Raw genomic sequence first — 24,916 nt, 5'->3', positions numbered from 1 at the left:
CTCCTTGCGTGATATAGCCTTGAAATTAATAAGTCCCCGGCAGATGGCACTTGCGGCATACCTTGCCGTCGGTCCGCTCGCGGAAGTTCCCGGCTCTCCAGCTCTTCGGATGGGGACGCACCTTGCCGCTCGAATGGCACTGGATGCAGACATCCCCTTCCGGGTGACACGATGCGCACGACTGCAGATTCCGCCTTGCTTCTGTTGCGTGTTCAGAGGCATTTGCCGGCGAATATCCCTGCCCGTCCGCCCCGAGCATCATATGTGACTTGATCCTCAGACTCCCCTTCGGGAAGCGGCTGTGGCATTCGTTGCAGTATTTCTGATCGTGACAGCGCTTGCAGGATTGCGGGTTATCCTGGGCCTTGATCGGATGGATGCTGATGAAATCGCTGCGGTGACTCTTGGGAATGTAATTCAACCGTGCCGCATCTGTTTCGAGTTTGGCATCAATGCCGCCACCCGAATGACAGTCAAGACAGAACGACTGCTTATGGCACTCTCCGCAATTATGGCCAGCACGACTCGCCACTGTACGATGCCCCCGAACCCAGTCGGCATCATGGTTGGGCGCTATCCCTTCGCTTTTGTGGCAGTCATTGCAATCGGACAGCTTCATATCCGCATAGTCCTTGTGGGACTGCTTCTGGGCTGCCGCCTGCTGGACATACAGAACGGAAAGCACGCCGATGAAAATCAGAAAACAAAACTTCTTCACAGGTGTCCCTCCTTTCTAGAAGTCATAGTCAAACCCCAGCCGGCCGCTGACGTTTTCCTCGTAATGAACGTTCACGTCGTTCTGAATCCGGCCCGATACGGCCATGTTCTTGGCGAGTTTGTACTTTCCTCCCAACCAGTAGCGACGGGCGATCTCCTCATTGGTAAGACTGTCGCGCTGGTAGGCGTCATAGGTAAAACCGCCCGCCAGTTCGAACTTGCCGTTCAGATCGTAGGCGGCATCGACCATGACGCCGCTCAGGCTGCCGTTGTAACCCTGGCGATTGTCATACTCGACGTTAAGACGCAGGGGTTCGATGGGGCGCAGCCCAACCCCGACGTGATAGACGTTGGAAACTCCATCCTCTTCGAAAAACTCGCGAGTATAGCCACCGTTAACCGAAACCATGTCGTTGATGGTGTAATCTACCCGGAACAGGGCTTCCTGGTACCGGTCGACGGCAAAGACCGAATAAATCGAGGTCGTGTCGAAGGTAGGATAGCTCTGGAACCACTCTCCGGTAAAGATCAGGTTGGCCGTGGGGAAGTATTTGACGCCTGCCAGCACCTCGTTGAATGTTTCGGTCACCAGGTCGTAGCGAGCATTCCCATACAGCCTGACAGAATTCAGCAAATACTGCTTGAATGATGCCCCCAGTTGGTCCCGGGCGATATCTCCCTGGTCGTATTTGCGGAACCAGGAGAGTTCCAGGTCCGTTTTCTGGAAACCCTCGAGATTGGCAGCAAGGCCAAGGGCGGTATTAGTGCCGTCGCCCAGTTCGCCGGTTTCGCCGAAGATGACATCCCGACCGCCAAGGACCGTGAAGGCAACGGGCCCGACATTTTTCAATGTCACTTGGGCGCCATCGATGATGGCAGACCCTGCGGCAAGATTGACAAACTGGCGACCGATACGGAAATCTACCTTGTCGAAGAGGTTGCGATAGTCGCCGTAGAGGTAGTACAACCTCATCCCGCCCCCCTCACCAGCATTGAAATCCTGGTTTGCCCGGCCATAGCCGTAGATGTTGAACTTGCCGTCCTTGTCGATGTTAGTGATGGCAATACGTAGGTACTCTGCCACTTCTGCCTGTCGACGTTCCAGTAATTCATTCTGGAAAAACATGAACTGAGTGGAGCTTCTGCCGTGTATCTCTGCACCCCACACCGACGTGGAGCAGCAGAAGAAGGACATAAGCAGAAGCATGCGCTTTAGGTATACCCCCATCAAACTAACCTCCTTTCCGAAATTTAATCAGTCGATTACAGACCGATCTGCAGTAGCTTCGAACCATGCCAAAGTAGGAAGCGGGCCGGTTTATCACCTTTTTCGCCACCGGGCTCACGAAACAGTACACAAAAGGTATCCGTGTTTTATAGTCAACAAAAGTTGCATATACACCCGTTTCGGAGATAACGCGCCCCTTTGCATCAGGCATTTCCCTATGACCGCCGGGCAAAAGCCCTACAGGCAATGATTCCAAGCAATTTGACAGCCGCTTTACCGTACCACCTCCTTGTCGTTTTTCGTTCAGCACACCACAGCCAATCTGTCTCAACAGGAAGCCGTCCCTCTCACGAACAGCCTGGCAAATTCCCGGACAGCAACCCGGCGGTCAGTTTTCCGGTAGAGTTTGCGGAGGAGCACTTCTTCAGTATAGAAACAGTTGAAAATCATGCCGTAAAAGGCACGTGCGGCTATCTCGGGGTTGAAACTGCCCATGGTTCCCTTGTCCTGCTGAGAACAAAAATATTCAGCAATGCTGGCAAAGATTCGATCAAGGAAGGTGTGATAGGCCTTCAGGAGCTTGTCGGGATTTCTCCGTAGTTCCGCTTGCATCAATAACACCCATTCCTTGCGCAGGGTCAAGGTGTCCAGAAGGGTATCCGCTATGGTGACGAGCGCATCCTCGCACGGTTGGTCCTTGAGTTCGGCAAGCTGGGCTTTCAGGGCGGGTATGAAGGAAAACTGGGTAATGACTTCTTCGAGGAGTTGTTCTTTGGAAGGAAAGTGCCTGAACAGGGTGACTTCGGCAATACCGGCTTCACGGGCGATCTCGCGGGTGGTCGTGGCGATAAACCCCTTGCGGGAAAAGAGATTCAGTCCTGTAGTCAGGATTTTATCGCGGGTTGTCGCGGTGTTGACCGGCACCATGATGCATTCCCCCTTGAACCGACAATTCACGAATGATTCAGACCGGCTAATGTAAGCACTTACTAACACACGACATCCAAAAAAAACCGTAGATGTTCGATCTACGGCATTTTTTCTGGGCCGGCGCCTTTATTCTTTATCGCCCCCGTAGGAAAATAATTTAGTAGTTTTTATACGTCTGAATAAATTTTTCATTCTACTTCAAGTCATTATTTCACAAGAGCTTTCATGCGCAAGCACACGGCTGCATTTTTTTTCCCTAATTGACGTCAAGGCGCCAGGCATGCACTTTTACGAATAACCTTAGGCAGGAGATCGAGAGAGGACCGGACAAAAGCCTGCAGGGGACGGTTGCGGCGAGGACTAAAAGGCGGGACAGAGTCCGGCCCCCGGGCGGGCACTACCCGTCGGGGGGCCGGGAAGGGTCAACTGATGCGGATGAAGACGGTGCCTTTGGCGCCGCAGATCTCACAGGTTTCAGGCGCTGCGTGCCCCACGGTATGTCCGCAGACAGGACAGACAAAATAGTCGAAATGCTCCGCTGGAGCCCCCAGAGCATCGAAAGCCTTCTGGTAAAGCGCGGCATGGACCTTTTCCACGGCATTGGCATAGGTAAAGGAACGGAGCGCCTGACTCTCCCCTTCCGCCTCGGCAGCTTCGATCATTGCCGGGTACATGCTCTTGAATTCATGGGTCTCCCCGGCTATGGCCTCAAGCAGATTGTCCTTGGTCGACCTGATGCCCCCGAGCGCCCGCAAGTGATTATGGGCATGGATGGTTTCCGCCTCGGCAGCAGCCCGGAACAGCCTGGCAACCTGAGGCAGCCCGTCTTTCTCGGCCTGCTTGGCAAAGGCGAGGTATTTTCGGTTGGCCTGGGATTCTCCGGCAAAGGCGTCTTTCAGGTTTTGCTCGCTTCTCGGTTGCATCAAAGGTTACCTCCTTGGCATGAAATGACCGCGCAGTCAGGATCAGTGTACCGCTCTGGCAGGGATCCGCAAGCAGCAACGTGGCAGACATCATAACCGGATCAGGTCTTCATGCTCCTCGTCATGGGGGTTGATATGGATCATCACATCACCCACGTTGGTGAATCTCTCGAAAATCCGCCGCTTCACCTCGGTAGCGATGTCGTGTGACCGTTTGACCGTCATTTCCGGGTCCATGTCCAGCTTCAGATCGACGATCAGGTACTGGCCGGAGCGTCTGCCGCGAATTTCATGGACGTGCTCCACCCCGGCGACCTCCTCGGCAAGACGGGTTATCGCCAGGATCAGCTCCTCGGAAGGCTGACCGTCCATAAGATCGTGGGCCGCGCTTTTGAAGGTCTCGAATCCGATATGGAAGATGAAGAAGGCCGTCAGGGCAGCTGCCAGGGGGTCAAGCATCCCCATGCCCAGGTAGGCGCCGCCAACACCCACCAGTGTAGCCACCGAGGTAAGGGCATCCTTGCGGTGGTCCTTTGCGATGGCTTCTACTGCCGGGCTTTGCAGCTTCAGGGAAACCGTACGCGAGAACCGGTAGAGGCATTCCTTGATGACAATGGTGGCAAATGCGGCAAGAACCGCAACCAGTTGCGGTTCCGGCAGGTTCCCGTCGATTATCGTCTTGCCAGCCTTGAAAAGGATTCCGGCACCGGTGCCAAAGATCACCAGAGCGACGAAGATCGCGGCGATGCTCTCTGCCTTGCCATGTCCATAAGGATGTTTGCTGTCAAAGGGACGGCGTCCTATACGCAGGGCGATCATGGTAAAAAGGATGGCGATGAAATCACAGGCGCTTTCCACACCGTCGGCAAAGACCGCCTCGGAATGCCCATAATGCCCGGCAGACAGCTTCATGACCATCAGGACGGCATTGACCCAAAATCCGACTGCAATGACCCGGTCAGCCTGGCCAAAACGTTCATAGCGCTCCATCTGCGTCTCCATTACCTGAGTGTACCATCGTTTCCCTGATCCCGGCGGACGCCGCTTCTGCGGGGCGCAGATCCTTGATACGCAACTGCAGACTGCGCCTGCCGTTCCAGATGTTTACCTGCATCGCCACCGCGCAGTCGATCAGGTCCGGCAGTTCGCGGGCAGCAAGGGAAAAACCGATCGCCTCGCAGATGCGCTCCCCCACGGCAAGGCGCAGTTTGAGATGAGCATCCTTGAGGACGCGCCGCTCCACGATCCGGGCATTGCGCACGAGGAAGAGCGGCTCCGGATTCCCTGCGCCAAAGGGAGAAAGTGCCGCGATCCGCTCTGCAAGCGCAAGTTCGAGATCGGATGGCAAAAGTTCCCCATCCAGCCAGAGATCCGGGACCAGTTCATCGTTCGCCAGTTCCCCACTCACCACGGCATCGAAACGCTCGACAAAGCCGGCCAGGGTCTCTTCGACAATCGAGAGCCCGGCTGCCTGGCGATGCCCGCCGAACTTGAGGAGATGATCGGCACAAGCATGCAGTGCCTGATAGAGGTGAAAACCGGGGATGCTCCGACCGGAACCGCGTCCGCTCCCCTCCTGCAGCGCTATCAGGATGGTGGGGCGATGGTAGAGATCGACCACCCGCGACGCAACGATGCCGATCACACCGGGATGCCAATCGGCAGAAGCAAGGACAATACTCTTTCTCCCCTTCAGATCCGGACTCTCCCCGATCCTGTGCAGGGCATCCTGCAGGATCTCCCGCTCCAGGGCCTGTCGCTCGGCATTGCTGGCATCGAGCTCGGCTGCCAGCCGGGCAGCCTCGGCACGATCCTGGGTGAGCAACAGCTCCACGCCGGCAGCGGCATCCTCAAGCCTGCCGGCTGCATTGAGTCTCGGGGCAAGACGGAACCCGACCGCTCCGCAGGAGACTTCGCCGTCGACCCCGGCAACCGCCTTCAGCGCGGCGATCCCCGGACGGCCGGCCGCAGTCAGGACTTTCAGCCCCGTTCGAACCAATGCTCTGTTAGCGTCGAGAAGCGGCACGATGTCCGCAATCGTCCCAAGCGCCACCAGATCGAGATAGTGCCGCAGGTCCGGCTCTTCCCCGGCGGCAAAGGCACCCTCCTCTCGGAGCCTGCTGCGAAGGGCCAGGAGCAGGTTGAAGGCGACACCGACGCCGGCCAGGACGGTGCAGGGAAACGCTGATCCGCTACGCAGCGGGTTGATCACCGCATAAGCTGCCGGGAGGGCCGGGCCTGGGGTGTGGTGGTCGGTGACGATCAGATCCAACCCCAGGTCGGCGGCAAGTCCCGCCTCGGCCACTGCCGAAATGCCGCAGTCGACGGTCACCACCACGCTGGCCCCCTGAGCTGCCACCGCCTGCAACCCATCAGCGGAGAGGCCGTAACCGTCCTCCAGCCGGCGGGGGATATGGTACAGGCAGGAGATGCCCGCGGTGCGGAAGAACCCGATCAAGAGGGCCACTGCCGTGATGCCGTCCACGTCGTAATCGCCGTAGACGCAGACGGTTTCGCCCGCTTGCCGCGCACGGGCAAGGCGCGCCACTGCCCGGTCCATATCCGGCAGCAGGAAGGGATCGGGAAGATCGGCAAGCGAGGGAGACAGGAAACGCCCCGCTGCCTCGGCAGTCTCCATGCCCCGGTTGACCAGCACCCTGGCAATGAGCGGATCCAGGGAGTGCTGTGCGACCAGGCCCCGCACTACCCCAGGATCAGCCGCGCGCAGGCGCCATCGTTTTTCGTGTATTGGCTGCATGATATGCCATGAAAAAAGCCCCCGCGGAAGCGGGGGCTTGGAGTCTACTTCATCCCGTGCGGGCTGGCTTTTAACTGTTCCACCATCTGTTTGATCTGCTGTGCCGTCGGACTGGTGGAATCCATGGCGAGGTACCGGTTCCAGGCGACGATAGCCTTGTCGGGCTGCTTCAGGTCGTTGGCGTAGACAACCCCGAGGTTAAACAGGCTCTGCAGGTGTTTTGGATCGATCTGCTGGGCCTTTTCAAAGTTGGCGACCGCCTTGTCGAACCATCCCATCTTGCGGTACATGATGCCCTGGTCGGTCAGGATGTTCGCATTGTTGGGATCGAGTTCCAGGGCCTTTCCATAGGCGGTGATCGCCTTCTGGGCCTGATCGGTATCGAAATAGTCATTCCCCAGCTGTACCCAGGCCTGCAGGTTGCGCGGGTCCTGCTTGACCAGCTTTTCCGCCTCGGCGATCCTCGCCTGGTAATCGGTGGGAGAACCGGACCCCATGGGTAATGGCGCATTGATCTGCGTCCGTTCGGCCTTGCTGGTGAAAAACATGTAACCGATCAAGAGACCTGCGATCAGGGCGACAACTGCGACAAGCAACTGTTCTTTGCTCAATGCTCGTACCTCCTTTATGCTTTCGCTTTGGCAGCCTTTTCTTCCCAGAGTGCGACAATGGGGCTGGCAACAAAGATGGATGAATAGGTAGCGACAACCACGCCGACAACGAGCGCGAAGGCGAAATCGTGGATCACTTCGCCTCCGAACAGGAACAGCGCCACCGAAGCGAGAAAGGTCGTCAGTGAGGTGACGATGGTCCGCGACAGCACTTCGTTGATGCTCTTGTTGAAGATGTTGAGCATCGATCCCTTGAGATCCTTGTGCAGGTTCTCACGGATACGGTCGAAAACCACCACCGTGTCGGTGAGCGAATACCCGGCGATGGTCAGCGCGGCAGTGATGAAGAGCAGGTTGAACTCTTTCCCCAGCACGAAGAAGACCGCAAACATGGCTAGGACGTCATGCAGCGTGGCAAGGGTGGCACCGACGCCGAATTTGAGATCGAAGCGCCAGGCAATGTAGATGATGATCCCCAGCAAGGAGATGGCAATGGCAACGAGGGTGTCCTTGCGCAGTTTGTCGCCGATGGACGGGCCGATCTCGGTGGAACTCTCCACGACAAAGGTATTGGTGGGGAACTCCTTCTTGAAGACATCCTCGATGGTGTCGGCTGCCTTGCCGGTCTCAAGGGATGTTCTGCCCACCTTGACCAGCAGCTTGTTCCCCTCCTTGATATCCTGGAGGTTTGCTTCTTTCAGGTTGTGCTTGGCCAGGGCAGCGCGGGCCTGATCGATATGCAGCGGCTGGGCGAACTTGAGCTGGATCGCGGTCCCGCCCGAAAAGTCGATCCCCATGTTGGCGGCACCGCGGGCGATCTGAATCATGGCGACTATCCCCACCAGGGCCATGATACCCGAAATCACGAAGGCGATGTTCCGTTTTCCGATGAAATCTATATTTGTTTTTCCGATAATTTCCATGACATTCCTCCGTTAAAGGCTCAGTTTCCTGACCCTGAAACGGGTGAGGACGAAGTCGAAGACCACCTTGGTGGCCACCAGGGAGGTGAAAAGGTTGATGATGATACCGAGGCTCAGGGAGACGGCAAATCCCTTTACCGGCCCGGTGCCGAACTGGAACAGCACTGCCGCGGTGATGAGCGTGGTCACGTGCGAGTCCATGATGGTGAGGAAGGCCTTGTCATAGCCGGCATCGATGCTGGCCGACGGTGTCTTGCCCAGCCGCAGCTCCTCCCGGATACGCTCGAAGATCAGTACGTTGGAGTCGACCGACATACCGACGAGCAGGACGATAGCGGCAATGCCGGGGAGGGTCAGGGTCGCGCCCAGCGCAGCCAGGGCTCCCATCAGGAAGATGATGTTCAGTACCATCCCCATGTTGGCCACCAGGCCCGACATCTTGTAGTAGATCGCCATGAAGATCACCACCAGAAGAACACCGACCATACCGGCCATGAGCCCTTTGTTGATGGAATCCTGTCCGAGGGACGGGCCGACCGTCACGTTCTGGATGATCTTGACCGGTGCGGGGAGCGATCCGGCCCGCAGGACAATGGCCAGGTCGGCTGCCTCTTTTTCGGTGAATGAACCGGATATCTGGGCGCTGCCGCCGGAGATCCGCTCGCGGATAACCGGTGCAGAATAGACCGTGTTGTCGAGGACAATGGCGAACCGCTTGCCCACGTTGGCGGCCGTGACCTGGTCGAACAGCCTGGCTCCGGTGGAATTGAACTCGATGGCCACATACGGCTGGTTGAACTGGGAATCGATCCGCACCTGTGCATCGGTGAGCAGATCACCGGTGATCATCGCCTTCCGTTTCACCACCAGCGGAATCTCGGAGACGGCACCCGTGGTCTGGTCGACCCGCTTCTCCACCAGGATCTCCTCATCCTCAGGGACCGTTCCGGGAGTTGCCGCAGCAGCATTGATATTTTCGTCCACCAGCTTGAACTCCAGCCGGGCGGTCTTGCCGATCAGCTCGATGGCCCGCTTCGGGTCCTTGATGCCGGGGAGTTGCACGACGATGTTGCTGAGGCCTTCGCGAGCAATTACCGGCTCGGAAACGCCGAACTGGTCAATCCGGTTGCGGATGGTCTCCAGCGCCTGTGCCACTGCCTTGTCCTGGCGGTCCTTGGCGACCTTCTCGTTCATCCGGAGCTGGATATTGACAAAACCACCCTCGTCAAACGGGGGAAGCAGTTCCATCTCCGGATACTTCTTCTTCACCTGGGCCTGGACAGTGTCGGCAGTACCCTTGTCGTACAGGGTAAGCTGCACCTTGTCGGGTGCCACCCGGGCTATCCGCTTGTAACGAAGGTTCTGAGCGGTGAGGGTATCCTCCAGATCGGTGGCAATCAGGTCGAGTGAACCTTCGACCGCCTTCACCGTATCCACCTCCATCACCAGATGAGACCCCCCCTGCAGGTCAAGACCGAGATGGATCTTGTCAGCGGGTAGCCACCCCTTCCACCATGACGGCAGCGTGCCGACCAGTGTCGGGACCATGTAGAGAAACGACAGCAGCAGAAACAGCACGATCAGGCTGACACGCCAGCCGAAGCCCTTTGACATACGTTTGGTGCTCCTTTCAGTCATGCGGGATGACCTGCCGGATGCTCACCACAGGGCGTGCATCCGGCAGATCATCTTCGCATCAATCCTTTTTGACAACGCTGGCGATGTGGCCCTTGTTGAACTTCACATTCACCCCGTTTGCGATTTCCAACTGGATCACCGTCTCCTCCATGGCCGTCACCTTGCCGTGCATGCCGCAGGCCGTGATGACCAGATCCCCTTTTTTCAGGGAGTCCAGCAGCGCACGATGCTCTTTTGCCTTTTTCTGCTGCGGCCGGATCAGGAGAAAGTAGAAAATGGCGAACATGAAGATAAGGGGAATCATGTTCATCAAAGCGCTCTGCGCCCCCCCAGCCGAAGCGCCACCGGGCGGTTGTCCCATTGCAAAAGCCAAACCCAACATAGTGTAACCTCCAAGTAATCAGGGATGAAGGAGCAGGAACCGGGGACAGGAGACAGCACGACTCCGTGCCGCCCCCTGTCTCCGCCCCCTGTTCCCGGTTTATTGCCTCTTGGCGTAAAACTCCCGCCGGAAATCCTCGAAACGATCGGCTGCTATGGCCGCACGCATGTCAGTCATCAGCGCCAGATAGTAGTGCAGGTTATGCCAGGTATTGAGTCGCGCCGCCAGGATCTCCCCGGAGCGGAAGAGATGGCGGAGATAGGCGCGACTGTAATTCCGGCAGACATAACAGCTGCATTCGGGATCAATGGGCCCGCTATCCTCGGTATAGGCGGCACCCTTGATGTTGATCCGGCCCGAACTGGTAAAGAGCATGCCGTTTCTGGCATTGCGGGTCGGCATGACGCAGTCGAACATGTCATAACCCGAGTAGACCCCTTCGACCAGGTCCTCCGGGGTGCCGATACCCATCACGTAGCGCGGCTGTTCCGTCGGCAGCAGGCCGGAACAGCATTCCATCAGTTCATAGCGCAGATTCGGCGCCTCGCCGACCGACAGCCCCCCCAAGGCATACCCGTCAAATCCGATCTCCCTGAGGTCGGCGGCACTTTGTGCCCGCAGCTCCGGGTACATCCCCCCCTGCACGATTCCGAACAGCGCCTGGTCCTGCCGCTTTTTCGCCTCCTTGCACCGTTTTGCCCAGCGGGAGGTGAGCTCCATGGAGGTGCTGACATACTGATATTCGGCAGGATACGGGGGGCACTCGTCGAAGCACATGATGATGTCGGCCCCGAGCGCCTCCTGAATGGCAATGGCCCCTTCCGGCGAGATGGTGTGATAGGAACCGTCCAGATGGGACTGGAACCTGACCCCGTCTTCCGTAATCTTGCGCAGCTCGCTCAGGCTGAAGACCTGGAAACCACCGCTGTCGGTTAAGAGCGGCCTGTCCCACCCCATGAACTTGTGCAGCCCTCCCATCCGGGCTATCAGCTCGTGGCCGGGCCGGATGTAGAGATGGTAGGTATTGGCCAGGATGATCCGGGCGTCGACCTGCTTCAGCTCCTCGGGGGTCATCGCCTTGACCGTGGCCTGGGTACCGACCGGCATGAAGATGGGCGTGTCGATGATCCCGTGGGGGGTTGTCAAAGAACCGAGCCGGGCCTTCCCGTCCTGTTTCAGCAACTTGAAATCGATTGCAGACAAATTCGTTGACTCGCAATGCGTGACATCCGGCGCAGTCTCATCCCCTGCACCGCCCATTGCCTGTCACGGCCTCAATAGATGATCATGGCATCGCCGTAACTGTAAAAACGGAACCTCCGCTCAACCGCTTCGGCATACGCGTTAAAGAGAAAATCCTTGCCGGCAAAGGCGGCAACCAGCATCAGCAAGGTTGAACAGGGGAGGTGGAAATTGGTGATCAGGGCATCCACCACCCTGAACCGATAGCCGGGACGGATGAATATATCAGCCTCCCCCTCACCGGCAACGATCTCGCCATCCTCTGTCGCAGCCTGTTCCAGCGCCCGTGTCGTCGTGGTGCCCAGCGCAACCACCCGGCCGCCGCTGCGGCGCGTTTCCCGAATCAGGGCAGCTGTTGCCTCGGGAATCAGGTACCGCTCCCGGTGCATCCGGTGCTCCTGGAGATCCTCGCTGCGGATCGGCATGAAGGTGCCGAGCCCGACATGGAGAGTCAGCGGCGCAACCGTCACACCGCGGGATTTCACGGCGGCCAGAAGCTCCGGGGTGAAATGCAGCCCGGCCGTCGGTGCGGCAACCGCACCATCTGCCGCGGCAAAGACCGTCTGGTACCGCTCACGGTCGGCAGCACCGGGTTGGCGCTTGATATAGGGGGGCAGCGGAACCCTGCCGTACGTTTCGAGCCAGGCGCCGAACCCGGCAACCGGGCTGAAGGAAAGAAGCCAGCACTCCCCCTCACCCCGCCCTTCAACCTGGGCGGAAACCCCTCCAGGAAACAGGAAGCGGGTGCCGGGCCGGGGAGACTTGGAGGACTTGACCAGACAGTGCCAATGCTCATCGCTTCCCGTTACGCGCCGCACCAGAAAGGCCTCGACCTTGCCGCCGCTCTCCTTCTGCCCCAAGAGCCGGGCAGGAATCACCCGGGTATCGTTCAGCACCAGGAGGTCTCCCGGCCTGAAAAGGGCGGGGATTTCCTGAAAAACGGTCTCCCCGATCAGGCCATCCGCCCTGCGCAGCGTCATCAGGCGGGCAGCGTCGCGGCGCTCTGCCGGCACCTGCGCTATCAGCTCAGGCGGCAGGTTATAGTCGAACTCGGCAAGGTGCATGGACTCACTCGCCGTATATGTTCACAAGCCTGGTGCCCGGATAATAGTACGACAGGATCTCCCGGTAGGTGAACCCGTCTGCGGCGCGCTGCTTGGCGCCCCACTGGCAGAGACCGACGCCGTGGCCGTATCCGGTGCCGCTGATCAAGGCGTCATCGTCAACGACCCGCACCTCGAAGTTGGTGCTCTTGATGACGCTATAGCCGAGCGCCTTGCGGAATCCCGCGCCAGGAACCGCAACGCGCCCCCGCGCCGTCGACAGGATCACCTCGTTCAGCCGCCCGCTCTTGTTGCGCACGCCCGGACGGATGTCCCGAAGTCCGGCAACGGCATAGCCGGCACCTTTCAGTTGCGTCTCGATCTTTTTGAGTGAAATGCGCTGCTCCCAACGATACGGATTGGCGGTCTGGCAGTAGCTGCAGCTCACCCCCTGGAGGTAGGGGAGCCCGTACCCCCAGACATTTTCCGCGGCCTCGGTATGGCCGCCGCAGTTCGAATGATAGAAGGCCTGGATCACCGCGCCATTACTGGTCAACACCTCGCCGGCAGTCTCCTTGACACCGCGGGCCGCCCGGCTGTCCTCGATGTCGCACCCTTCATAGACCTGATCCAGAACGGACGATTCGAGCTGATAGGGGGCATTCTTGCGCGCCTCTTTCTGGAAGATCGCGTAGGAACGGGCAATGACCGCCTGGGCCTTCACCGCCTCCATCGGCCACTGGGACGATATCTCGCAGTTGATCAGACCGACCAGGTACTCTTCCAGGGGTAGCTCGTTGACGACCAGCAGGCCTTTGTCGGCAGAAGAAACCTCGATAACCCCGCGGTACCCCTTGCCGTTCACCTGTACAAAGACCGGAGCGGAGATCTTGAGCCCCCGAAGCGTCCGGCCGTTGATCACCACTCCTCCCTTGCCCCTGCGGATCTCAACGGGGAATCCGAGGCGGAGAGGCTCGCCGGCGTCGTCAGTGGCCAGGATGCCGTTACCGTCTATCCTGACGCTTTCGCCCCCCTTGAGCAACGCGACCCGGATCATCTCCTGCTGCGAGGGGAAGGACCCTGTCGTCACTGCCGGAATGAGCAGCATGAGCAGTAAAATCAGGAAAAGGCGCACGCATCTAACCTTTGCAAAACTTTAAGATAAAATCACAAAATCGTACGCAAAGTCAATGTTTTTTCGCCGTCGGCGGGACCTGACACATTGGCTGGCGAATTGCTTAATGAGAAATGTCGCGAGATGTGCTATAGATGTTGTGGCGGTCATGATAGGGGGTGGCGCTCACATTGTCAAGAGTGTCACATGCAGCCCCGACTGGCCCCTGCGGGCACTGACAGGGAGAGCCGGAAGAGAGGTCTGCAGCAGTATTGCCCGAGGTCAGCCGTTCATGACCGCATGATTCCCATGCGTTGCACGATTCCGGTGCGCCAAATAACCCGATCTATCCGCGCTTTCGAGACACCGGCCCGTCGCTCAGCTGACAAACAGGATTGCCCTACAGCCCATGATTTCGCTCAAAACCAAAATTCTCGGCATTGCCGCCCTTGTCGTCGCAACGATCGTTTCGATTTCAGCTCTGCTGAATCTCAATTATCAGAACCAGATCATCTTCAGCATCGCTGAACGGAACACCGCCCTGCTCACCGAGACCATCAAGGGCTCTATCACCGATGCCATGCTTGCCGGCCACTCGGACGAGATCAGGAAGATCTTCTCCCACATCACCTCCAAGAACATGATCAAGACCCTCCGGATCATCGACGAATCCGGCAAGGTACTCAACTCGGCAAACCATTCGGAAATCGGGACCACCGCCTTCAGCAATGCCCTGATCGCCTACCGGCGAGGGGTGCAGTCATCAGCCAGCCTCCTGGACAACAGGGTCTTCGTCAGCATTTCCCCTATCCTCAATGCCCCGGCCTGCATTCGTTGTCACGAATCGTCCCAAAAGGTCCTCGGCCTGCTGGAGATCGAGACATCGCTGGATTACGTGCACGGCATCGTCTCGGAGAACAGAAAGCAGACCGTCATAGCCACTGCCATCATCATTCTGCTCCTGGTAATCTCCATCTCGCTGCTGATGGTAGTCTACCTGGACAAACCGGTCAGCATCCTGATCAACGCCATGCAGCGCCTGGAACAGGGTGAATTCGCCCATACGCCGACCTTTACCAGCAGCAAAGAGATGAACCTCCTGTCGCGGCACTACAACCGTATGGTAAAACGGCTGCACCTGCTCATGGAAAATGCGGTGAAGAACGAGGGGGAACTGGTGCGGGCGCAGGATAAGCTGGAGCACCACCACGAAACCCAGATCATGAACGAGCAGCTGGAACAGCAGCTCAGGGAGATCGAAGCGCTGAACCGCTCATTGGTGGAACGGATCGAGGAGATCGAAGAGGCGAATTACAAGATTGCGGATCTGGCCGGAGAACTGGAAGACAAGAACTCGACCCTGGAACGTGCCGTGGCAAGGCTCTCCACCCTCCACAAGGTGGGCCTTGCCATCGGATCGACCATGGAGCTGGGTCCCCTCTTTCACCTGGTGGTCAGATCCACCATGGAGACGCTGCAGGCCCGGATCGGCTTCATTGCCCTCCACGACACCGAGACCCAAACCATCTCCATTTCCACCCTCCTGGGTGAGCAGAAGCTCCCCATGGAAGAGTTCACCGTGCCGGCAGATGCCTGCGAAGTCTCGTCATGGGTGGTTGCCCACCGGAGACCGCTTTTGATCTCCAACATGGCCGATTATCCGCACTTCATCGCCCAGAGCCCGCTCGGCTTCGAGAAGAAGACTGTGATCAGCGTGCCGCTGCGGGTCAAGGAAGAGGTCATCGGCACCATCAATGTCATCAACCGCTGGGACAATACCTCCTTTTCCAACGAGGACCTGGAACTCCTGACCACCATAGCCGGGCAGGCGAGCATTGCCATTAACAACGCCAAGCTCTATGACGAACAGCAGAAAACCTATCTCAGCACCATCCAGTCCCTTGTTTCTGCCATCGAGGCCAGCGACAGCTACACGCGCGGCCACTCGGAACGCGTGACCCACTACAGCCTGCTCCTGGCGAAAAAGCTCGACCTCCCTCCCGAGCGCCTCAACATCATCGAGCGGGCCGCGATCCTGCACGATATCGGCAAGATCGGCATCGACCTCACCCTGCTCCACAAAAAAGGGGGGCTCTCCAGCAATGAGATCATCCAGATGCGCGAACATCCGGCCATCGGGATGAAAATCCTGGAACCGATCGGGTTTCTCCAGGATGTCCGGATCTGCATCGGCCAGCACCATGAGCGCTTCGACGGACAGGGTTACCCGCAGTGCCACGGCTCGGAATCGCTCTTGCTGGAGGCCCGCATCCTGGCCATCGCCGACGCCTTCGATGCCATGACCTCGGACCGTCCCTATCGCAAGGCCCTGCCGGTTGCCATTGCCATCGCTGAGCTCCGCGATCATGCCGGAACCCAGTTCGATCCGGAGCTGGTGGAACAGTTCATCTCGGCGCTGGCAGAGGAAGAGCCGGCAGATTCCCTGCAGACGCCTGCCGAAACTGTCCCCGCCGGTATCAGCTGCTGCAGCGTATAGCCGGTCAAACTTTCCGTGACGGCAAACCGTTTGCACCTCCCACACCCTCATGATATATATGCGGACAATGCCTGCAGCCGGCATCATTCTACCGTCAGGACTACCCCGTGACCCCGTTGCTCGACGTCCAAGGACTTGCTACCCACTTCGAACTCTCCGGCCGCCATGTCAAGGCGGTACGCAACGTGAGCTTCACCGTCGAGGCAGGAGAAACCCTGGCGATCGTCGGCGAATCGGGCTGCGGCAAGAGTATGACGGCTCTCTCCCTGCTACGCCTGGTTCCCCCGGGGGGGAGAATTGTCAGCGGCTCCATCAAGCTGGGCGGGACCGACCTGCTGCAGCTGGACGACGCGGAGATGCGGCGTATCCGGGGGGCCAGGATCGCCATGATCTTTCAGGAGCCGATGACCTCCCTGAATCCGGTATTGACCGTCGGTTCGCAGGTTGTCGAAGGGTTGCAACTCCATCGGGGCCTGTCCCGTCGGGATGCGCTTGCTGAAAGCATCAATCTCCTGCGCCAGGTGGGCATCCCCGCTCCGGAATCGCGCTGCCGCGAGTACCCGCACCAGCTCTCCGGAGGCATGCGTCAACGCGCCATGATCGCCATGGCCCTGGCCTGTCGTCCAGAGCTCCTCATTGCCGATGAACCGACCACTGCTCTTGACGTCACCATCCAGGCCCAGATCCTTGACCTGCTCAACGAGGTTCGCTCCGCACACCGGATGGGCATGATCCTCATATCCCACGACCTGGGGGTCGTTGCCGAAAACGCCCAGCGGACAGCCATCATGTATGCGGGGCAGATCGTGGAAACCGCACCCACGGGCGAACTCTTTACATCTCCGCTCCACCCGTACACCGAGGGGCTCCTCAGGGCGCTGCCGCAAAACACCCCTCCGGGAACAGAGCTGGCAACCATTGCCGGCCAGGTCCCCGATCTGGGCGGCGATCTGGCCGGCTGCGGCTTCTGTGACCGCTGCCCGGCACACGACTGGCAGTGCCGCACGGAAACGCCGCCGTTGCGCGAGCCGCAGCCGGGGCACCTGGTCAGGTGCTGGAGATTTCCATGACCATGCCACTCCTGGAAACCAGGGAAATCACGAAGCGATTTACCACAACCCCCTCCTTCGGACCACGCCAGGTGCTGACGGCTGTCGCCGGCGTCAGTATCCGCCTGGAAGCCGGCGAAACCCTGGGCATCGCCGGGGAATCGGGGTGCGGCAAGTCAACCCTTGCCAAGCTGATTATGGGGCTCACTCCCCCTTCCGGCGGCGAGGTCCTCTATCGCGGCACTCCCCTCTCTGTCATGACGTCCGCGGATCGGCGCACCTTTCGCAAAGGGGTGCAGATCGTGTTCCAGGACCCGTTCTCGTCCCTCAACCCCCGTATGCGGATCGGCGAGACCATTGGCGAACCACTGCAGATCCACGGCCTGGCAAGGGGCAAGGCCCTGCAGGAACGGATCGCCGACCTGATGCAGCAGGTCGGGCTCAGCCCTGATCACGCCCAACGGTTCCCGCACGAGTTTTCCGGTGGCCAACGTCAGCGGATCGGCATTGCCAGGGCTCTGGCTGCCGGCCCGCAGGTAGTCATCGCCGATGAACCGGTCTCAGCCCTCGACCTCTCCATCCAGGCCCAGATCATCAATCTTCTCATGAGCCTGAAACAAATGTACGGGCTGGCCTTTCTCTTCATTGCCCACGACCTGTCCGTGGTGCGGCACATCAGCGACCGGATCGCCATCATGTACCTGGGCAGGATCGTTGAGGCCGGGACGCGGGATGCCATCTTCGACTCCTTCCTCCACCCCTACACCGAGGCGCTGGTATCGGCCATCCCCCGAGTTGGTGCCGACAAAGAACGACAGCGGATCGTCCTTGCCGGCGACGTTCCGAGCCCCCTGGCAATCCCCGCCGGATGCCCCTTCAGCAGCCGCTGCCGCTACGCGCGCGAGATCTGCCGGGCCGAGACGCCGCAGCTCGACGAGAAGGAGCCCGGCCACTGGGCAGCCTGTCATTTCAGCAACGATCTTTTTCGTTAAGACTTTTTATTGACATTTGCACAAAGAGACACTATACAAACATGTCAATTGTCCAGGTTAGATGCAGCAGGAGGGAGAGCTCCCATGGATTTCGATAAACAGATGAATTTTGATGCCGAGGCCGACATCCTGAAGGTACTGGGGCACCCGGTCCGCCTGAAGATCGTTGCTGGACTCTGCTCCAAGGAATGCAACGTAAAGCATATCTGGGAATGCCTGGGCCTGCCACAGGCAACGGTTTCCCAGCATCTTGCGCTGCTGAAGAACAAGGGAATCATCGAGGGGAAACGGGACGGCGTCGAGGTCTTCTATGCCGTAACCAACCCTCTCGCAAAAAAAATAGTTGATATCCTCCTCACCTGATCAACCATTCCAGCTCATCCCTCGCCCTCTCTTGAAGAGGGGGCTTCAGTTTACCAGCCACTGGCCACGGTGAACAGTGGGCCTACCCTGTACGAGGCGCATCAGCCATGGTGAGCATTGAACTCTCGCCGGGACGGGAGAGGCGCGTCCTTTCCGGCCATCCCTGGATTTTCAGCAACGAGATCGCCAATATCCGCGGTGAACGAGCGCCCGGAGCAGCGGCAGAGATTTTTGCCGCCTCGGGGAAATTTCTCGGCACCGGTTACTACAACCCCCACTCCCTGATTGCCGCCCGCCTTCTCTCCCGCAGCCGCATCGACATCGATTCCGTCACCTTTTATCTGGAACGGCTGCGCCAGGCCCTTGCCCTGCGCCGGTCCCTCTATCCGGATATGGCCACCTTCAGGCTGGTGCACGGCGAAGGAGACTTCCTCCCCGGACTGGTGGTCGACAAGTACGGCGACTATCTTTCCCTGCAACTCCTCTCCTACGGCATGGATGCACGGCGCGATCTGATCGTTGCCGCACTCGGGGAACTCCTGTCGCCGGCCGGCATCGTAGCCAGGAACGACGTGGCGGTCCGCAGCCTGGAGGGGCTCGACGACCGGGTGGAGGTCCTCCGGGGCGACATCCCCGACCGGATCGAGATCGAGGAACATGGACTTACCTTTCAGGTATCCCTCCTGAGCGGACAGAAGACCGGCCACTTTCTCGACCAGAAGGAAAACCACCTGCTGCTGAAAGGGATCGTTGCGGGAAAAGAGGTGCTGGACTGTTTCTGCTATTCGGGGAGTTGGGGGGTGCATGCGGCAGCGTTCGGCGCCGCCGGCGTCACCTGCCTGGATATCTCGGAGCGGGCCATCGGCCTGGCCAGGGAAAACGGGGCTCGCAACAACGTTGCCGGGCGGATGGAGTTTCAGGCCGTGGATGTCTTCGAGCGGTTACGCAGCCTGCATGGCGAAGGGAGGCTCTTCGACGTGATCGTCCTTGATCCCCCTGCATTCGTCAAAAGCAAGAAGGCGCTCAAGGAAGCGGAAAAGGGGTATCTCACCATCAACCGACGGGCCATGGAGCTGTTGCGACCGGGGGGCTTCCTCATCACCTGTTCCTGCTCGTTCCACATGGGGCGCGAGCTTTTCACCGACTTGCTGAGAAACGCCGCCATCCAGGCCCGCAGGGAATTCCGGCTCCGTTCGGTACACTCCCAGGCACCGGATCACCCTGTACTCCTGGCGGTTCCCGAGACAGAATACCTCAAATGCTGTGTCCTGCAGGCCGTCTGAGCGAACGAGGGCCGTGCCGACAGCCAGCTCCGGGGCAGATCACCCTGAAGACTTCCGCACCACGCCGTAGATCACTTCGTAGGTCGCCGGGATCGTTTCCCCGCTCCCATACTCCCGTTGATAGATCTCCATCATCTCCAGCATGATCCGTCGCTCGGCCAACCCCCGTCCCGAGGCCTTCACCGCGTTCCCGGCCCCGATCCGCCGGATGGAGCGGAGCAGATGCGCCACATCGGGGTGCAGCTCCACTTCGAACTCGGAGACGAGATAGGCCGGCTCCAGCCCGACGACGCGCAGCGCCACGGCCACGTCGTCCACGGCCTTGAAACGGTGGGTCCTGTCATCGGCACCGTCTGATACCCCTCTGGCAGCGGTCTTGTAGGCGGTGCGCAGCTCATGCAGCGTTTTCTCCCCGAACAGGGCAAAGCAGAACTGGCCACCCGGCCTGAGAACCCGTCGGATCTCGCCAAAGGCCTGTTCAAAGGTTTCCAACCACTGGAAGGTGGAGGTTGAAACGACCAGGTCGAGGGAAGCCGCAGCATAGGGGAGCTCTTCGGCATCTGCAGTGAGGAAGTCGACCCGGCTGTTTCCGGCCATCCGTTCCCGGGCCGCAAGCCCCATGCCGTAAGCCAGATCGAGGCCATACAGAGAGGCGCTCGGGTAGCGGTGCGACAACTCCTGCAGCAGGGCGCCTGTACCTGATCCGATGTCCAGGACCCTGGAGATTGCTTCGTCGCTCCCCGGCAGCAGGCTGATGAAACGCGCGAGCACCCGCTTCTGGACCATGGCATGACGGTCGTAATCGTGGGCATGGGCATGAAAAGAGCTGCGGACCCGCTGTCGGTCAATGCCGGCCATGCACCCGCTCCAGGAAACCGCCGAGGCGGCGATTGAACTCTTCGGGATGGGACATGAACGGCGCATGTCCGCAGCCGTCCATCAGTTCCAGACCAGCACCGGGGATCTGTTCCGCCATGTAGCGGGCGGCCGCAACAGGGCAAACCGTATCGAGACTCCCGTGCAGCAGCATTACCGGCAGGTCGATGGCGCCAAGCCCGGCGCGAAGGTCTGCCGAGGCAAGAATGGCAAGGGTCGACAGGGCAACGTCCGGATCGGGCTGCCGCCCCCTCATGACAATCTCCCGCGCTATCCGGTTTTCCTGCTGCCGCGAGAGCTCACCACTCGCGAACATCCCCCGGAAAAACTCCCCCATGGTTTTCTGGAAATCCCTCCTGAGACGTATCCCCATCCCCTTGGGCTCTGTGGGAGCCACCCCGTGCGGATACCCTTCAGTAGCGGTGAAGCGAGGAGTACCACCAACAAGGGCCATCCCTTCGAGGCTTGAGCGAAGCCGGGGAAAAGCGGCAAGTGACACGAGCGCCCCCAGCGACCAGCCGATCAGCACCACCCCGGACAGACCCAGCTCCGAGAACAGTGTCGCAAGGTCATCTCCGCAGCCCTGCAGCGTCACCTGCCCCCCTGGCGCTGTCGACTGCCCATGTCCGCGCAGGTCGGGAACAATGACCCGATAGCCGGCAGCGGCGAATGGTTCGGCCTGAAACCGCCAGGCACGCCCTGACATGCTCCAGCCATGGATAAAGACCAGAGGCGGCCCGCCCCCCTGATCCTCGTAGAAAATCCTCGCGCTGTCAACGGTTTCGATGAATGGCATGATCGGACCTCAGATGATCCCGAGCGTCCTGCCGACCCTGACAATGGCTGTACAGGCACGGCTGATCTCGTCAGCGCTGTGGGTCGCCATGAGGGTGCAGCGGAGCCGGCAGCTGCCAGCAGGCACCGTGGGTGGGCGGATCCCCTGGACGAAAAACCCTTCCTCCAGGAGCATGCGGGAAAACGCCATGGTCTCCTCTGCGCCGCCGACGCGCACCGGCACGATCTGGGTCACACTCCCCATGGTATCGAAGCCGGCGCCCTGCAGGGTGCTGCGCAACAGGTCGCTGTTCTGCCCGAGCCGTGTGCGCAGTAGGGCGCCTTCTGCCGATTCGATGATCTCCAGGGCCGCAATGGATGCGGCCAGGACAGCCGGGGGGAGCGATGTGGAGAATATGAAGCTCCTCGCCCGGTTGACCAGATACTCGATGATCTCCCGCTTTGCCGCGGCATAGGCACCGAAACTCCCCAGGGCCTTGCCCAGCGTGCCCATCTGGATATCCACGCCGTCTGCGACACCGCACCATTCGGCGCTTCCCCGGCCATGCTCCCCCAGGACACCGCAACCATGGGCATCGTCCACCATGAGCAGGCAGCCGAACTCCTCTTTCAGCGCCACGATCCCGGCCAGTGGTGCCAGATCCCCGTCCATGCTGAAGACGCCGTCGGTCACGATGAGACGGCGCCCCTGGCAGTCGGTGTTCTGCAGCAGGCGGCGCAGGGCAGCAAGATCGTTGTGGGGGTAGCGCACCAGCCTGGCCCTGGAGAGGATGGCGCCATCGACGATACTTGCATGGTTGAGCCGATCGGAAAAGATGACATCACCCTTGCCGACCAGGGCGCCAATGATCCCGACATTGGCCGCATACCCCGCGTTGAAGACCAGTGCCGCCTCCGTCCCCTTGAATGCGGCAATGCGTCGTTCGAGTTCTCCGTGCAGCTCCATGGTGCCGGATACGAGCCGGGCTGCCCCACTGCCGGTCCCGAAGCGCTCCACCGCCCTGATGGCCGCTTCCTTGAGCAGTGAATGGTCGGCCAGCCCCAGGTAGTTGTTGGAACAGAACAGGACCACCTCTTTGCCATCCAGAACCACCCGGCACCCCTGCGCTCCCTGCACCTGCCGCATGGAGCGGTAGAGCCCCACCCGCTTCAGTTCATCCAGTTCCTGTCGTATTTCCTCTAGCACAAGCTCATCCCTCGTTTCGCTCCAGGTTTCGAGTTGTTCTAACATAGAAGGGCTGTCTGGTCAACCAGTGCCAGCAAAGAAGTTTACATGACATCAGCGGGAGGATTCAGATCGGGTGCAGGGAGGAGATCGATAATCGTTACCTCGGGAGGCGCGAGAAAACGGATCGGCGGCCCCCAGGTTCCGGTCCCGCGACTGACGTAAAGTGACGAGCCGTCAGAGAGCCGGTTCAGCCCGGCGCGCACCGGGAAGAAGAGATAGGTGAGGGCATTGAAGGGAAATATCTGCCCCTTGTGCACATGACCGGACAGCTGCAGATCAAATCGGCCACGACTTTCCGGTGCCACGACAGGGCGATGCTTGAGCAGGATGGTATACGGTCTGTCCGGGTCGGCAGCAAGGAAGCCCTGCTCGTCGCTCCGTGCAGACTCAGCCCAACGGGCTCCTGCCGGATCATCCACCCCGGCGATGGTGAGCATGCCTGCCACGTTCACCGTCTCCCTACGCAAGGTCCTGAATCCGCACCGACGGAGGAAATCCAGGGACTGGGGCAGGCCGGCATAGTATTCGTGGTTACCGATCACCGCAAAACTGCCGTATCGAGGTGTAATCGCCAGAAACTGCTGCGACAGGCCGTTCAGTCTCTGTACCTGCCCATCCACAATATCTCCGGTTGCCACCAGGATATCGGGACGGGCCGCTGCAACTACCGCCAGCATGCTGCGCAGCCGCTTTTCACCGACCATCAGGCCGAGATGGACATCAGACAGCTGGACAATCCTGATCCCTGTGCTGCCGGCCGGCAGCTTCGCACTATAGAGCGTGAGATGCTCAGAGCGGATATGTGTCGCCTCGTAGCCACCGTACAGGGTACAGCAAGCAGCAAGCAGCACCGCTCCCAAGGCCCTGTTGCGATCCGAGAACACCGGCAGGGAAGGCACCACGAACCCGCAACAAGCAGAGATCCAGGCCAAGAGCCGCAGGAGGTCGATGCACCCCAGGATGACAACCAGGAGAAAGGCAAATCCCATCCAGCAATAGCCGCACCAGGCAATGCCAATGGCCAATGCCTCCAGGTCCAGTCGATCCAGCCTCCGGACGAGTAGCGGCGCCAGCACCATCGCGGTAAACAGCAAGCCCACCAGAATCCGCCGCATTCCCGGAGCAAGCAGGGGCCGCACCCGCAGATAGAGGTAGAGATGCATCAGGCCGTAGAGCGAGAAAAATGAAATGAGAAAGCGGAGCATGGTCACCTGTTGCGACAAACTCTAGCACAGCTCTGTTTACTTGGATACCCCTCTGGGATAGAATGAAACCATGTCCACAAGATCGTTCGTCATCGGGGATGTACATGGCTGCGCCCATACTCTGCACCATCTCCTCTTTAAGGTCCTGCAGGTACGGCGGCCCGACAGGGTATATCTCCTCGGCGACCTGATCGATCGCGGCCCGCGCAGTAAGGAGGTACTGGACACCCTCATGCGGCTCCGTTCTGCCGGCTATTTCATCAGGTCAGTGCGGGGCAACCACGAGGAGATGTTGCTTAATGCCTGCCGGGACCGGGATTCATTCCGGCTCTGGATGCTGAACGGCGGGGCGCAGACGCTTGCAAGCTTCAATGTGGAGGATGCCTGCGAGATCCCGTTCCTCTACCGAAACTTCATTGCCGACCTCCCCTACTACCTGGAGCATGACCGGTTCGTCCTGGTCCACGCCGGAATCAACTGGAACGCAGCAGATCCCTATGCCGACCACGAAGCAATGCTCTGGAGCCGAGGTCAGCCGGCATATGACAAGCGAACCGACAGGAGACGGGTTATCTGCGGCCATACGTCATTACCCCTTGCCGAAATCAGGGACAGCCTCGACACTGATTGCATCACCCTGGACGGCGGCTGCGTCTACTCACAGAACCCCGCCTGGGGAAAACTTGTCGCCCTCGAACTCGGGACAATGACCCTGTACGATGTTTCCTACTGCGATTGATAACCCACCGGAGCGGTAACAGCATGAAACACTTCCGCAAAGAACTCTGGTTCGAGACCACCCATCGTCGCGAATATATCAACATAACCTCGCATGTGCAGGAGTGCCTGAAGGAAAGCGGCATCCACGAAGGGCTGCTCCTCTGCAACGCCATGCATATCACTGCCAGTGTGTTCATCAACGACGACGAGTCCGGCCTTCATCACGACTTTGAGGTATGGCTTGAACGGCTGGCACCGGAGCACCCGCACTCGCAATACCGGCACAATGGCTTCGAAGACAATGCCGATGCACACCTGAAGCGTTCCATCATGGGAAGAGAGGTGGTCATCGCCATAACGGGAGGAGCACTGGAGCTTGGTCCGTGGGAGCAGGTATTT

Annotated in this window: 24 protein-coding genes; 7 read left to right on the top strand and 17 right to left on the bottom strand. The window is 59.5% G+C overall.

Features of this window, described 5'->3' with window-relative positions:
* Positions 1 to 25 precede the first annotated feature (25 nt).
* From GJT30_16330 to GJT30_16270, 13 genes are all read right to left on the bottom strand, one after another.
* Positions 26 to 718, bottom strand: a complete 693-nt coding sequence (locus GJT30_16330; protein MSM41185.1) for a cytochrome C — start codon at positions 716 to 718, stop codon at positions 26 to 28.
* Between the two features lie 15 nt (positions 719 to 733).
* Positions 734 to 1,945, bottom strand: a complete 1,212-nt coding sequence (locus tag GJT30_16325) for a hypothetical protein (protein ID MSM41184.1) — start codon at positions 1,943 to 1,945, stop codon at positions 734 to 736.
* 327 nt (positions 1,946 to 2,272) lie between these two features.
* Entirely contained in the window at positions 2,273 to 2,872 is a 600-nt protein-coding gene (locus GJT30_16320) for a TetR family transcriptional regulator (protein MSM41183.1), read from the bottom strand.
* Positions 2,873 to 3,297: 425 nt separating this feature from the next.
* Positions 3,298 to 3,798, bottom strand: a complete 501-nt coding sequence (locus GJT30_16315) for a rubrerythrin family protein (GenBank protein ID MSM41182.1) — start codon at positions 3,796 to 3,798, stop codon at positions 3,298 to 3,300.
* 90 nt (positions 3,799 to 3,888) lie between these two features.
* A complete protein-coding gene (locus GJT30_16310; GenBank protein ID MSM41181.1) occupies positions 3,889 to 4,788 on the bottom strand; it encodes a cation diffusion facilitator family transporter in 900 nt (299 codons plus the stop codon).
* Positions 4,775 to 6,556 (bottom strand): single-stranded-DNA-specific exonuclease RecJ, encoded by a 1,782-nt coding sequence (gene recJ / locus GJT30_16305; protein ID MSM41180.1) that lies wholly within the window; start codon positions 6,554 to 6,556, stop codon positions 4,775 to 4,777. The genes GJT30_16310 and recJ overlap by 14 nt, the downstream gene beginning before the upstream one ends.
* Positions 6,557 to 6,600: 44 nt before the next feature.
* On the bottom strand, positions 6,601 to 7,167 hold the full coding sequence (locus GJT30_16300) for a tetratricopeptide repeat protein (GenBank protein ID MSM41179.1): 567 nt from the start codon (positions 7,165 to 7,167) through the stop codon (positions 6,601 to 6,603).
* Between the two features lie 14 nt (positions 7,168 to 7,181).
* Positions 7,182 to 8,090: a protein translocase subunit SecF gene (gene secF, locus GJT30_16295; GenBank protein MSM41178.1), complete on the bottom strand. Its 909-nt coding sequence runs from the start codon at positions 8,088 to 8,090 to the stop codon at positions 7,182 to 7,184.
* A 12-nt stretch (positions 8,091 to 8,102) separates the two neighbouring features.
* Entirely contained in the window at positions 8,103 to 9,704 is a 1,602-nt protein-coding gene (gene secD, locus GJT30_16290) for a protein translocase subunit SecD (GenBank protein ID MSM41177.1), read from the bottom strand.
* An 82-nt stretch (positions 9,705 to 9,786) separates the two neighbouring features.
* Positions 9,787 to 10,110, bottom strand: a complete 324-nt coding sequence (yajC, locus tag GJT30_16285; GenBank protein ID MSM41176.1) for a preprotein translocase subunit YajC — start codon at positions 10,108 to 10,110, stop codon at positions 9,787 to 9,789.
* Positions 10,111 to 10,209: 99 nt separating this feature from the next.
* Complete coding sequence (gene tgt, locus GJT30_16280) at positions 10,210 to 11,313, bottom strand: tRNA guanosine(34) transglycosylase Tgt (GenBank protein ID MSM41175.1); 1,104 nt, start codon at positions 11,311 to 11,313, stop codon at positions 10,210 to 10,212.
* Positions 11,314 to 11,384: 71 nt separating this feature from the next.
* Positions 11,385 to 12,416: a tRNA preQ1(34) S-adenosylmethionine ribosyltransferase-isomerase QueA gene (gene queA / locus GJT30_16275; protein MSM41174.1), complete on the bottom strand. Its 1,032-nt coding sequence runs from the start codon at positions 12,414 to 12,416 to the stop codon at positions 11,385 to 11,387.
* Between the two features lie 4 nt (positions 12,417 to 12,420).
* Entirely contained in the window at positions 12,421 to 13,503 is a 1,083-nt protein-coding gene (locus GJT30_16270) for a SpoIID/LytB domain-containing protein (protein ID MSM41173.1), read from the bottom strand.
* 415 nt (positions 13,504 to 13,918) lie between these two features.
* On the opposite strand from GJT30_16270, the gene GJT30_16265 reads away from it, so the two are divergent.
* From GJT30_16265 to GJT30_16245, 5 genes are all read left to right on the top strand, one after another.
* Positions 13,919 to 16,006 (top strand): GAF domain-containing protein, encoded by a 2,088-nt coding sequence (locus tag GJT30_16265; protein MSM41172.1) that lies wholly within the window; start codon positions 13,919 to 13,921, stop codon positions 16,004 to 16,006.
* Between the two features lie 107 nt (positions 16,007 to 16,113).
* Positions 16,114 to 17,076: an ATP-binding cassette domain-containing protein gene (locus GJT30_16260; GenBank protein ID MSM41171.1), complete on the top strand. Its 963-nt coding sequence runs from the start codon at positions 16,114 to 16,116 to the stop codon at positions 17,074 to 17,076.
* Entirely contained in the window at positions 17,073 to 18,047 is a 975-nt protein-coding gene (locus tag GJT30_16255) for an ATP-binding cassette domain-containing protein (GenBank protein ID MSM41170.1), read from the top strand. Before GJT30_16260 ends, GJT30_16255 begins: the two co-directional genes overlap by 4 nt.
* Before the next feature lie 84 nt (positions 18,048 to 18,131).
* Positions 18,132 to 18,410 carry a metalloregulator ArsR/SmtB family transcription factor gene (locus GJT30_16250; GenBank protein MSM41169.1) on the top strand — a complete coding sequence of 93 codons (279 nt, stop codon included), beginning with the start codon at positions 18,132 to 18,134 and terminating at the stop codon, positions 18,408 to 18,410.
* A gap of 107 nt (positions 18,411 to 18,517) precedes the next feature.
* The gene (locus GJT30_16245; protein ID MSM41168.1) at positions 18,518 to 19,693 is read left to right on the top strand and encodes a methyltransferase domain-containing protein; all 1,176 of its coding nucleotides are present in this window, start codon (positions 18,518 to 18,520) and stop codon (positions 19,691 to 19,693) included.
* Between the two features lie 39 nt (positions 19,694 to 19,732).
* On the opposite strand, the gene GJT30_16240 is transcribed toward GJT30_16245, so the two are convergent.
* From GJT30_16240 to GJT30_16225, 4 genes are read right to left on the bottom strand one after another with little or no spacing between them, the layout of a single operon-like run.
* Positions 19,733 to 20,551 carry a methyltransferase domain-containing protein gene (locus tag GJT30_16240; protein ID MSM41167.1) on the bottom strand — a complete coding sequence of 273 codons (819 nt, stop codon included), beginning with the start codon at positions 20,549 to 20,551 and terminating at the stop codon, positions 19,733 to 19,735.
* On the bottom strand, positions 20,538 to 21,365 hold the full coding sequence (locus tag GJT30_16235) for an alpha/beta fold hydrolase (protein MSM41166.1): 828 nt from the start codon (positions 21,363 to 21,365) through the stop codon (positions 20,538 to 20,540). Before GJT30_16235 ends, GJT30_16240 begins: the two co-directional genes overlap by 14 nt.
* A 9-nt stretch (positions 21,366 to 21,374) precedes the next feature.
* Positions 21,375 to 22,595 carry an 8-amino-7-oxononanoate synthase gene (gene bioF, locus GJT30_16230; GenBank protein MSM41165.1) on the bottom strand — a complete coding sequence of 407 codons (1,221 nt, stop codon included), beginning with the start codon at positions 22,593 to 22,595 and terminating at the stop codon, positions 21,375 to 21,377.
* A gap of 38 nt (positions 22,596 to 22,633) precedes the next feature.
* Positions 22,634 to 23,797, bottom strand: a complete 1,164-nt coding sequence (locus tag GJT30_16225) for a metallophosphoesterase (protein MSM41164.1) — start codon at positions 23,795 to 23,797, stop codon at positions 22,634 to 22,636.
* Between the two features lie 70 nt (positions 23,798 to 23,867).
* Here GJT30_16225 and GJT30_16220 point away from each other — a divergent pair, with 70 nt between their 5' ends.
* Both GJT30_16220 and GJT30_16215 read left to right on the top strand, forming a co-directional pair.
* On the top strand, positions 23,868 to 24,536 hold the full coding sequence (locus GJT30_16220) for a serine/threonine protein phosphatase (GenBank protein ID MSM41163.1): 669 nt from the start codon (positions 23,868 to 23,870) through the stop codon (positions 24,534 to 24,536).
* A gap of 23 nt (positions 24,537 to 24,559) precedes the next feature.
* A partial coding sequence (locus GJT30_16215; GenBank protein ID MSM41162.1) for a YjbQ family protein occupies positions 24,560 to 24,916 on the top strand: 357 nt, incomplete at its 3' end.

Source organism: Geobacter sp., from assembly GCA_009684525.1.
Lineage (GTDB): Bacteria > Desulfobacterota > Desulfuromonadia > Geobacterales > DSM-12255 > Geoanaerobacter.
The sequence above is the reverse complement of the archived record's forward strand: the minus strand, read 5'-3'. Positions and strand labels throughout refer to the sequence as shown.